General features: G+C 59.4%; 10 protein-coding genes. 6 read left to right on the forward strand and 4 right to left on the reverse strand.

All coding sequences use genetic code 11. From position 1 onward, the window contains the following. Window positions 1–348: 348 nt before the first annotated feature. The 3 genes from DRB19_RS16055 to DRB19_RS30000 form a co-directional block, all read right to left on the reverse strand. The gene (locus DRB19_RS16055; protein ID WP_373867368.1) at window positions 349–1,107 is read right to left on the reverse strand and encodes a TIGR04290 family methyltransferase; all 759 of its coding nucleotides are present in this window, start codon (window positions 1,105–1,107) and stop codon (window positions 349–351) included. Window positions 1,108–1,176: 69 nt separating this feature from the next. After that, window positions 1,177–3,240 (reverse strand): NAD-dependent epimerase/dehydratase family protein, encoded by a 2,064-nt coding sequence (locus tag DRB19_RS16060; protein WP_245439564.1) that lies wholly within the window; start codon window positions 3,238–3,240, stop codon window positions 1,177–1,179. A gap of 111 nt (window positions 3,241–3,351) precedes the next feature. After that, complete coding sequence (locus DRB19_RS30000) at window positions 3,352–5,562, reverse strand: S8 family serine peptidase (protein WP_147021761.1); 2,211 nt, start codon at window positions 5,560–5,562, stop codon at window positions 3,352–3,354. A 525-nt stretch (window positions 5,563–6,087) separates the two neighbouring features. On the opposite strand from DRB19_RS30000, the gene DRB19_RS16080 reads away from it, so the two are divergent. The 5 genes from DRB19_RS16080 (at window position 6,088) to DRB19_RS16100 (ending at window position 9,390) form a co-directional block, all read left to right on the forward strand. Next, window positions 6,088–6,579, forward strand: coding sequence for an RNA polymerase sigma factor (locus tag DRB19_RS16080; RefSeq protein WP_114187042.1), 492 nt, complete (start codon window positions 6,088–6,090; stop codon window positions 6,577–6,579). Between the two features lie 33 nt (window positions 6,580–6,612). Continuing rightward, a complete protein-coding gene (locus DRB19_RS16085; protein WP_114187043.1) occupies window positions 6,613–7,377 on the forward strand; it encodes an anti-sigma factor in 765 nt (254 codons plus the stop codon). 94 nt (window positions 7,378–7,471) lie between these two features. After that, complete coding sequence (locus DRB19_RS16090; RefSeq protein ID WP_114187044.1) at window positions 7,472–7,840, forward strand: DUF1236 domain-containing protein; 369 nt, start codon at window positions 7,472–7,474, stop codon at window positions 7,838–7,840. A 122-nt stretch (window positions 7,841–7,962) separates the two neighbouring features. After that, a complete protein-coding gene (locus DRB19_RS30005) occupies window positions 7,963–8,673 on the forward strand; it encodes a LuxR C-terminal-related transcriptional regulator (RefSeq protein WP_210207485.1) in 711 nt (236 codons plus the stop codon). A 309-nt stretch (window positions 8,674–8,982) separates the two neighbouring features. Next, on the forward strand, window positions 8,983–9,390 hold the full coding sequence (locus DRB19_RS16100) for a DUF1236 domain-containing protein (protein WP_114187046.1): 408 nt from the start codon (window positions 8,983–8,985) through the stop codon (window positions 9,388–9,390). Between the two features lie 140 nt (window positions 9,391–9,530). Here DRB19_RS16100 and DRB19_RS16105 read toward each other — a convergent pair whose 3' ends face one another. Next, the gene (locus tag DRB19_RS16105; RefSeq protein ID WP_114187047.1) at window positions 9,531–9,710 is read right to left on the reverse strand and encodes a hypothetical protein; all 180 of its coding nucleotides are present in this window, start codon (window positions 9,708–9,710) and stop codon (window positions 9,531–9,533) included. Between the two features lie 286 nt (window positions 9,711–9,996). Between DRB19_RS16105 and DRB19_RS16110 the strand changes: the two genes are divergently transcribed. Then, the gene (locus tag DRB19_RS16110) at window positions 9,997–10,971 is read left to right on the forward strand and encodes an amidohydrolase (protein ID WP_114187048.1); all 975 of its coding nucleotides are present in this window, start codon (window positions 9,997–9,999) and stop codon (window positions 10,969–10,971) included. Window positions 10,972–11,004: the final 33 nt, after the last annotated feature.

The following is an 11,004-nucleotide window of genomic DNA, read 5'->3' on the forward strand; positions in this document are numbered from 1 at the left end:
CTAACTCCAGATCGATCGTTGACGATGACGCGCTACACTGGAGAAACAGAGCCGCCCTTCTGGTTCGAGGCGACCGAGCATCTATATATTAGAGTTGTCTAGTAAGGTTATTTTATAAGCTGCACCCGGCTCCGACACACGAAGCTTGGGCTTGTCGTTCATGAACGTCGGCGCTGTCCTTTTGTTCCTTTCGGACATGTTGCAGAGGCACTGACCCAAGAGAAAAAAGTCCTGTCTATCCAAAGGATTAGGCAACAATGACACCCTGCGCGTTTGGGCCCTCCCCTCCTGGGAATGACCGGCTGTTCTCACATCGCACGAACTTGGAACGAGCGAGGCGCACGGGGATCATACGGCGACTTTCGGTGGTGGCTCGACCATGGCTGGACGCTCACCTCGCCGGCACAAATAGACCTCATCCTCGGTCTGCTGTTCAATTCTGAAGCCAGCGCTGCGCAGCATCGCTTCCATCCCGGAGCGGTTCGGCACCCACCAATTCGTAGGATCCTTCGCATAGTTGTGTTCGATGAAAACCATCCGCGGATAGCCTTCCTGCTCGAAAACTGCCTTCTCATCGAATGAGTAATCCGGCTCAAGGTCGGGAATGGATGTGCTGCCGCGCAACATCGACTGGAAGAGGAATTGGTCTCCGACCACGTGCTCGTGAAGCAAGTCGAGCGCAAGCAAAGGATGCCGCAGATGATAGAAGACTCCCATGAAAATAACGAGATCGAAACGCTGCCCTAATGCGCCGATTTCGTACACGGACAATTGGCGAAACGAAATATCGAGGCCAGAAATCTCCGCAGCCAGATGGGCCTGCGCAAGAGACCGCGGATCTGAGTCCACACCGACCACGAGCTCCGCCCCTCGCCTCTTCATCTCCAATGAGTAGAAGCCTCCGTTGCAGCCGATGTCGAGCACACTGCATCCGCGGAGATCCTCCGGGAGCAGATGCCGAAAGCCCTGCCATTTGAAGCTTGGATAATCCCCTAGGAAATGATCGGGCGCGGTTTGGACGCCGCCGAGGTCGATGTTGTGGAACCACGGCGCAAGCGCCTTGATGCGTTGCGCGAGATCGGCAGGAGCGGACAGACTTGCAGTCACGTTGCACCTTTCGCTGGATGGAATCAGGGGAAGAGACTCAGTTCAAAGCAAAGCGAGCAAAGTTAGGCCTCACGCGGATTCTGCCCTCGCAGCCGTCTGAGGCGGCGGATGCGGGAAAACGGCCTCTCGACTGCCTATATCAACGCGGGACTGAAGGCTGCGGAACCAATCATGCAGCTCGGCAAGGCCTTCCTGCCAGCCTGTTTTCGGTTTCCATCCTAACGACTGCTCCAGCTTGCGCGTATCCGAGACAAAATAGGCCCGATCATCCTGCCGTCGTTCGTTGAACCGAATATCAATGCTTCGTCCCAACAGCGCTTCGATCTCGTCCAAAGCCGCCCTGACGCTGACGGCATTGCGTGGCCCACCTCCGAGGTTGAAGGCCTGACCTTTGACCCGCTCGACACCATGCAGCGCCGCCCTGAAGGCCGAACTTGCATCGCTCACATGCAGCAGGTCGCGAACCTGCTTGCCATCGCCGCTGACCATCACCGATTGGCCATTAAGCGCCTGGATCAGGAACCTCGCGAGCCAACCCTGCTCCTCGGCGCCGATTTGGCGCGGCCCGTAGATGCAGCTCATGCGCATCACGAGCACTGGGAGGTCGTAGGTCCGGGCGTAGCTCAGCACGTATTGGTCGGCAGCGCCACTTGAACAGTCCAAAGGTGCCCGGAAGTCGAGACATTGTTCTTCGCAGATTCCCCATCTTGCCACAGCCCGGTCAACCGGGCTGTAGCGGTCCCGTCCCTCCCGCAAGGGGATGTTTGCGAGGCTACCGTAGACCTTGCTGCTCGAGGCGAAGACCGCCGGGATGCGCCGGTCTACGCGCCGGAGGGCCTCCAGCACGTTGAGCGTGCCCCGCACATTCACCTCGAAGTCGTTCACCGGATGGCAGTAACCTACGGCGCTCCCCTGCCCTGCGAGATGAAAAACCGCCTCTGCATCGCGGGTGATGCCGCTCACGGTCGTCTCGTCGCGCACGTCGCCGATGATGGGATGGACCCGGTCGCGATGCCTGTCCTTGAGCCACTGGAGATTGCCTTCGACCCCTGGGCGGCTGAGATTGTCGAAGACGACCACCTCGCGCCCGGTGGCGAGTAAGCTCTCTGCCAAGTGACTTCCAACGAAACCCGCTCCTCCAATGACGACAATCGGTTCGACGGGCTTGGCGACATTAGGGGCTGACAACGAGAGTGTCCGCGCGACCCCAGCAATGCCTCCTTCCATCAGGAGACGGCCGAGGAGCTTGGGCGTCCCGTGAACGTCGACGACCCCCATGTGATAGTGGCGATCGTCAAACCGCAGGCCTTCCTGTACCGCCACATCACCGGCGATGTCCTGCCAACCGTACCAATAAAGTCGATCGGCGGGAGCCTCCAGCGCCTCCAGGAAGGAACGGGCCTGCACCGCCTCATCCTTTCGCCAAGTGGAATAACCCGCTTCGGTAATCCAGATTTCGGCCTGCGGGTTATAAACGTCGAGGATGCTCCGCATGGCGGAGACTTGCCGCTCCCAACCATCCCAAGTCGAGGCCTCACTGTCCCAGGTACCTGGGAAACCATGCAGGCCGACGGCCGACATCACGCCCAGGACGCCACGCTCGCCCAAGAGCCGGAGCCAATGGGTATCGAAGGGGCACGGCCCGCCCAGGACCGTCCTGAAGCCCCGCTCCTGCGCCCAGTAGCCAGCTGCCCCGATCATTTCGCAAAAGAGCTGCCAGTCGGTATCCAGGCGCCAGTCCCAATCCAGGAGATTGTTCGGCTCGTTCCACAGTTCCACGGCATCCAGATGGGTGCCGTAGCGACCGAGGACGTGATCGATAAAATCGGCGTAGTCGAGAAGCCGGTGCGGCGGCCCCGCAGACGTTCCCGTTCGCGACAGGGAGGGCGGCGTATAGTGAATGCAGGGCAAGAGATCGAAATCTCTGCCGATGAACGGGATCAGCCAGTCGTACCATTCCTGACCACCAGAGGAGTGATACTCCGCCCATGAGAGGTGCGTTCTGATATAACGCACGCCGGCTCGTCGCATCCCGTCCAGCGCCTGTTCGACCCGCCTGTATTCCCCGGGGCGAAACCACTCGGCAAAACCGAAATTCTGCCGGTTCTTTGGAGCGATCGGCGGATTTTTCACGATGCAGCGCCTGGCTGCTCAGGTCCTCGATAACCGGCTACGCAATGAATATGCGGTCGATCGAAGCCCAGCGACCGAACACCGTTTGACAGATATGTCAGCCCTTGCGGATCATGGGACTCGGGAGCTTTCAGCCGGCATTGAGTGGGCAACGGGTTGCTCCTCTGGAAGCGATCGGCAGAGATGCGACATTTGGATCAGGCCGTACCCGTAGGTCGGGTCCCGCCCTGGCAGCCCCAGATCGCGGGTGCTGCCCTCCAGTTTTGCTCGAAGGCTTTTGTTGTCCATCCTCGGATCGGATGCATGCATCACCGCCGCTGCCGCCGAGATGAATGGAACCGCGTAGGAAGTCCCGCTCTTCGTTACTCGGCCATGCCCTGAGACCGCGACCGATAGCTCAACGCCGGGAGCAGCCAAGTCGATGTAATCGCCATGGGTTGCTCTCTGGTAAACGTTGAGTTGGCGGTCGACTGCCGTTACCGCGATGACCCCAGGATAAGCGGCAGGATAGAAGGGCTCAGCTTTGGCGCCCCCATTTCCGGCAGCAGCAACGACCACGATGCCTTTAGCCTGAGCCGCCTCGATGGCGCTCCTGAGCACTTCATTCGGTGGGCCAGACAGGCTCATGTTGATCACGCGCACACCACGCTCGGCTAGCATTTCCATTGCGGCAACCAATGTGGCCACGTCGGTTCGGTCCACGGTTCCCGTGTCGCGGTAGAAGGCGTCCACAGCGAGAACCCTTCCACCGGGAAGAAGCCCGGGCGCGTTGCTGCCAACCCGGCCCACGAGGAGAGCAGCCACTGCCGTGCCGTGATCCCGCTGCGAAGGACTGCCGCCCTGGGGACCCTTCAGGACTTCAATCGACTGACCTTTCAGGGCTTCGTGATCGAGATCGATGCCGGTATCGATAACGCCAATCACGGGCATTGCCCCGCATTGATCAGCCGCTGTCACGTTCCACCCAATCAACGAGACCGGCTCGCATTCGGAGCCGGAACATCCGGGAGCGCCTTCGTCGGTATAGTAGAAATGATCGAGGTCTGTAGTAGCGGCCGCATCGGCGACGCGCACCGCGCGTCGGGCCTGATCGAGGCTCACGCCCTGGGGCAGACGGAGCCGGACCACGCGTGGTGCAAGAACGCCTTTGGTCTGTGCTTCTACGAGATAGCCACGGGCAGCCAGGCGGGCGACGTCCCTGTCGGTCAAACCTGCCGCGACAATGGATCGCTGCGCCTGGCGCGGCTTAAAACCGACCTCGTCCGCATCCGCTTTGGCGGCAGGAAGAGGCCGGATGACCGGTATTTCTATGCTCGGTTTCTTGGCGGTCTGGGTCTTCGGCTTCTGCGTTTGCTTCTGGGTTGCCTGGGGGGATGTTTTTTGTGTCGACCGCCGGCTTGCCGAACTGCCCTTGGCTGTGCCAGGGGAAGTCGCAGCGGCTCGGCTGGGAGAACCCAGCCGAGGATTGTTCGGTGAACCCAGCTGGGGATTGTTTGCCTTAGAACTATTGGCGGCTGCGCCAATCAGGCCTGACGCACGTCCAAAGCTAAGGCTGTTGGACGGCTTGCTCTCTACACTCTTGCTCAAACTGCTGCTCTGGCTTGCCGTGGTCCGACCGCTGGCGCCGTTACTGCTGCGACTGCTCTCGCCGCCCTTCTGTCCCTGACCTTTGCTCCCTCCGGCAGCCCCTGCTGAGCCAGCGGCCCCTGAACTGGCTCCCGCGCCGATGCCGCCGTTCTTGTTTCCACCCTTGTTGCCGGCCGCGCCGCTGTTGCCGGGGCTGGCATTTCCCGAGTTGCCCTGTCCTCTTCCGTTCCCGCCGGCGTTGCCTACACCGCCAGCATTCGACCCACCCGCGCTAGCTCCGCCGCCTCGGCCCGCGCCTCCAGCGCCGCCTATGCCGCCTATGCCGCCGCCGTTGGCATTCCCGCCTCCGGTCGCGCTGTTGCCGCCACCGCCTCCCAGCCCGCCGGCACCGCCTCCTAGCCCGCCAGCACCCTTGCCGCCGTTGCCCCCACTATTTCCATTTCCCCCGCTGTTTCCGTTGCCGCCACCATTTCCGGCCGCTCCGCCGCTGTTGCCACCATTTCCGTTGCCCCCGCCATTACCGTTTCCCCCTCCGCCATTTCCTCCAGCATTTCCACCTCCACCACCTCCCTTGCCGCCTCCACCGCCGTTATCTCCCGGTTTGGCGTTCGCAGCGGAGTCCACCGCCTGGAAGTGGAAGCCATGGCTGAAATCGAGCTGGAGCTGGACCGGGCAGGCAAGGGCGAGCGAAGCGGTCGCAATCAGCAGGTAGCGGCGTCCTTTCACCATCTTCATCGCTCACTTCGGCATTGAGCCGAGAATGGGAGCCAACCGGGAACTGGCCCAAAGGGGGTGTATCTACGGTTTGGGACCAAGGCCTCCATAAAAGAGCCTTTCACGTCGTTACTGCGAGGACAAGGATAACGGTCAAGGTACGCGACTTGTTGCCTATCATCACTCAAAACCCTGAACTGTGGCAGAACAGGGTCAGTGGGGCCATTGAGCCAGGCTGAGTCTGATATCTCTTTAGGGGCAGGATCAGGGCAGGCGGCGCTCGGGCCATTCTTTACCACTTATGTATCAATCGCGGGTCCTTCTGTTTGGAACAGCGAGGTCCTTTTCGACTTTTCCCCATTCCAAACCGTTGAACGATAAGGCCGAGATGCATCGAATATCCAGGAGTCTCAAACTCCTCCAGCCGAAGTGCCGCCGATGCAGAACAGGATTTTTTCCCCAGAATGGGCGAGATGGGCATAAATAGCCTGGAATAAAACTCGGGGCTTTTTCGTTCTCTTACAATCCAGGCCATGTGGAGCAGGAATGCCGGCAGCCATCGGACAGGATCTTGTGGCGCTTCTGCCACGACTACGGCGCTTTGCTTTGGTGCTTTGCCGGTCGCCATCGCTTGCGGACGACCTTGTCCAAGGTGCCTGCGAGCGGGCGCTTGCGAACGCCGAAAGCTGGACGCCCGGGACCCGCTTCGACGCATGGATGTTTCGCATTCTGCGAAACCACTGGATCGATCATCTGAGGCGATTGAAGGCTGAAGGTATGACAGAGGACGTGACGACTCATCGACAACTGATGGGGGACCCCGGCGAGGGGCCACTTCTAAGCAAGCTCGCTCTGACGGAGGTCCAACGTGCCATCGAACAACTGCCGCACGAGCAAAGGGAAGTGCTTGTTCTCGTTTGCGTCGAAGACCTCGCCTACCGCGAAGCGGCGGAAGTTTTGGGCGTACCGCTTGGCACTGTGATGAGCCGCCTTGCACGGGCCCGCAAGCGCCTTGTTGAACTGACGGTCGCCGCATGAGCGCCCGGCAGAAGCTCCTGGGGAGACATATCCATGTCGCAGTTGCACCTCAGTGACGAGATCCTGATGGCTTTCGCGGACGGCGAACTCGACGAGCCGGTCGCGAGCGCCGTGGAACAAGCCATGCTTGCTGATCCTACCGTCACGAGACGAATCGCAGATTTTCTTCGCAGCAGGCGCCTGACCCGGTCAGCCTTCTCCAGAGAGCGCCTGCCAGAAGTCTCGCCCGAACTTCGCGCGGCTGTCCAGGCGCAGATCGACGCCTTCGCCGGAACCGATGATCCGCCGGCGAAACCCGAGACGCCCGTGGGCGTGCATCGCCAACGCCGCGATACATGGTTTTCCCTGAATGGAGCGCTTGCCGCGTCGGTCGCAGCTCTGGCTATCGCGTCCGCGAGCTACTTCGTAGGCCAGCACCAGGCCCTGCCGACGCGCCCGGCAAGCTTGGTCGCGCAGCTGGACGACGCCCCAGTGCAAGACGCACTGAGCACGGTAGCGTCTGGGAAGGATGTGACTTTGCCGCTTGGCCGCATGCGGGTGATCTCGACCTATCGTCTGGCAAATGGCTCTCTCTGCCGAGAATTTCGGCTTCAGGGTTCGGCCGGCGCAGCCGCGGCAGTTGCCTGCCGCAACGGCGATTGGAACGTCACCTTTGCCATGGCGGGCCCCGAAGGCGATGCCGCCTATACGCCGAGCAGCGGCGGTGACCTGGTAACGGCATATCTTCAGGATGCGGGCGCCGGAGAACCTTTGGTGGACGCGGCGGAGACAAAGGCACTGGCTGAAAGCAGCCGTTGAAAGACCAGCGCCCAACGAAATTTTGCCTTGCATGGAATAAAACGTTGATGCGATCCGTTTTCACCTCGGTCCCAGCAAGCGGGAGAGGTGGCGTATGCGAGCATCAGATCTCCTGGGTTTGATCGTGCTCTTCTTCGGCATGACAACGACGTTCGATTCGCCGGGTACGGCGTCTCGTGCGATCGACCCGACTTTGAGCACGGGATCCATCACTCAACGTGACGGCACTGATGCTGCTCGCGTCATTGCCGAAGGCCTGCCGAATGAGGGGAACGCCCGAATTCACTGGGGAAGCACGCCCTCTACCTCAATTGACCGGCGCATTGCGATTGGAGAGACGCTCCCCGATTTTGTGGAGCTACGCCTGATCCCGAAACACGAAACCTATCGCTACGCGGTCGTGAATAATCATCGAGTTATCGTTGATGCAGGGTCACGGGAGATCGTCTACGTCGTTCGATAATATCTGGGAACACCAGGGGCAAGCAATTTTGACTCTTCTATTACGAGAGAGGCCAGGCGCCTATGTTAACCGACACTTTCGATCGATACCTTTCACATACGGAAGTTAGGGATACGACCTCGGTGGCAACCATCCAGGTCTCCAGGAATCCCTTGCTTTGTCTTGGGCTGAAGAGCCTTCTAGCGGAGACGCGTTTCAACGTATGGAAGGACCCGGTCCACGAATTATCCGATGTCCCTTCCCTTCCGGACGAGAGCCCAGTCCTCTTCATCGTCGATGGCAGTCAAAGTTTCGACGGACGGCTGGAGCTGATCAGAGAACTGAAGGCACTCCATCCTGCAGCGCGCACTGTCTTGATGGCGGATCGGTTCGATCTCTACACTTTGATTTCTGCCCAAGACGCGGGAGCAGACGGGCTTTTCCTCACGACTGTTGATCGCGAAATTCTGGTTCGTTCGTTAGAACTCGTGATGCTCGGAGAAGTGGTCGTTCCATCCTCCCTGGTCCGCGAAATCATGAGCCAGGCGCGCCACAATACCGAGCGTCACTCTGCTGATGCCAGGACAGGTTCAAAAGCCTCGGACCCGAAGGGCCACAGACTCTCGAGCCGCGAGACCGAAATCTTGTATTGTCTGACGGAGGGATCTCCAAACAAGGTCATCGCCCGTCAGCTGAATTTGTGCGAGGCGACGGTCAAGGTTCACATTAAAGCAATCCTTCGGAAAATTGGTGTCTTCAATCGCACACAAGCAGCCATGTGGGCGGCCGATCACATGCCGACCAAGGTAGAACCTCTTGCAGAGAACAAAACTCCCGTGCAACAGGCTCAATAAATACTCTCGGTATTTTATGAATAATTCGGAATCGATGCAGAAAGGTCTAGTATACCTTTCACATTGTTCTTTAGAATAAGGCTGCATCGAATGGAACTGCAGTAGAAATTAACGAATATAGTGCTCTATGAACGATTGATGAATAGGTTTGCAATAATCTCACCCGCCCACATCGTTCATTGTTCATTCATAGTTGCTGCAATGAGAGAAATGAGGCGTTTTTAATTGAAGAAACCTGAAACTACTCCTGCACTTCGACGTTGTATCACCAGCGGGCAATTAGCCCGAAGTCATTTCAGGAGAGTATACATGTCGAAGAAAATCCTTCTTGCTGGCGCCGTTCTCGCAGTCCTCGCTCCGGCTAGCGCCTTTGCTCAATCCGGCGGCGCTGCAGCGGGTGCCGCAACGGGCGCCGTTGGTGGCGCTATCGTCGGCGGTCCTGTCGGCGCTGCGGTAGGCGGTGTCACGGGTGCGATCGTTGGCGGCATTGCCGACCAGCAGCAGCCGGAGTTCCGTCAGTATGTGACCACCCAGAAGGTTCCGTCCTACACCTATAAGGAAGAGGTTCGCGTTGGCGCGGTTCTCCCGGAATCCGGCGTAACTTACCATGAGGTGCCGGCCGAGTATAAGGTGAAGGGCTACCGGTATACGGTCGTGAACAACACCCCTGTGCTCGTTGAGCCGAGCAGCCGTAAGATCGTCCAGGTCGTTCGCTAACGATCTTCGGTCTAGGGACTGAGAACGGGGCGGCCTTTCAGGTCGCCCCTTTTCTATTGGTGAACTTTCCGGCTCGGCAAGCCGATTAAGCAGATCTCAGCCGCCCGGATGTATCGTTAGGTTGTCGAGTAGCTGCGTGGCTAGATGCGAACGAGCCAGATCGGAAGGATGACGATGAACTCGATCGTCATTCCGGCGACAATAACGCCAAAAATAAGCTCGCGGGACTGCGGGGATACAAACCGGTAGATAATCAACATAAATGCGATGATGACGAAAACCAAAGCCAACCACGGACCGATCGCCACTTCGTAGCTCATGTTCGTGTTCCTTGATGATTGGCACGACCGATTTCTGAATCCGTCGCAGCCACCCAAAGAAAACGTTGCGGTGGCCGTTATATTCCCTGCTAATTTTATAATTAGGGGTAACCCCACACGATGATGCGGCGCGTAGGTCGAGCATCAGGAAGAGCGCTGCCCGGGGATAGCACCTCGCATCCGTTCCGGCCGTTGTCCGGGAGGTACGGGCCAGACACCATTGTTAGGCCGTTACAGGTGGTATAATCCAAGGTTGATCCGTATAGGACTCTTACCGGGATTTCCGATGTTCCTCACCAACCAAGACATGGTCGAACTCGTCGATTGGCGGCGCAAACTCCACCGCTTCCCCGAATTGTCGCGGGAGGAGGTGCAAACCGCTCGCATGGTGCAGGCGTTTTTGGCGTCTAGTGGTGCGGATTGGATCATCACCGACCTTGGCGGACACGGCGTCGCCGCCGTTTTTGACGGCGAGGAGCCTGGTCCGACCGTGATGGTTCGTGCGGAGCTCGATGGTCTGCCGATCGAAGAAATCTCCTCCAGCCTCCATCGCTCGTCCGTTCCAGGCAAGGCGCATCTATGCGGTCACGACGGCCACATGGCGATCTTGGCCGCCCTCGCCCGTGGCCTTGGCCGTCAGCGCCCACGCACCGGTCGTGCAGTATTGCTGTTTCAGCCGGCCGAGGAGGATGGCTCCGGGGCCGCAGCCGTCGTGGCTGATCCGAGGTTCAGCGAAATTCAGCCAGACTTCGCATTTGCGTTGCACAACCTGCCCGGCATGCCGGCCGGCAAGGTCGCCCTCGCCGAGGAACCGGTCAACTGCGCATCGCGGGGCATGCGGATCGCTCTGTCCGGCAAGACGGCCCATGCGTCGATGCCCGAATTCGGGGTGTCTCCGGCTAACGCGGTGGCAAAACTGCTCCTCGCGTTGACCACGCTTGGCGGTGGCAGCACCCAGGATGAGAACTTCGCAATGGTCACCGTGACGCACGCCAAACTCGGCAAGGCCGCTTTCGGCATCGCGCCGGGACACGCTGAGATCTGGGCGACGTTGCGCACGCTCACCGATGCGGGCATGGACGATCTTCGGGCAAGAGCTGAGCAATTGGTGGCGGACGCCACAAAGGGAACGGATCTGGGCGTCGAAATCGCCTATGACGACATCTTCCACCATTGCGAAAATGCGCCTGAAGCGGTGGCGCATCTCCGCCGCGCTCTAAAGCATCGGACGGTTAAACAGACGCATATCCGGCTGCCTTGAGGTAGTTCCAGCACTCCTGAGGCTCGAACAAGT

Source organism: Microvirga aerophila (genome assembly GCF_003332305.1).
In the GTDB taxonomy this organism is placed as follows: Bacteria; Pseudomonadota; Alphaproteobacteria; order Rhizobiales; family Beijerinckiaceae; genus Microvirga; species Microvirga aerophila.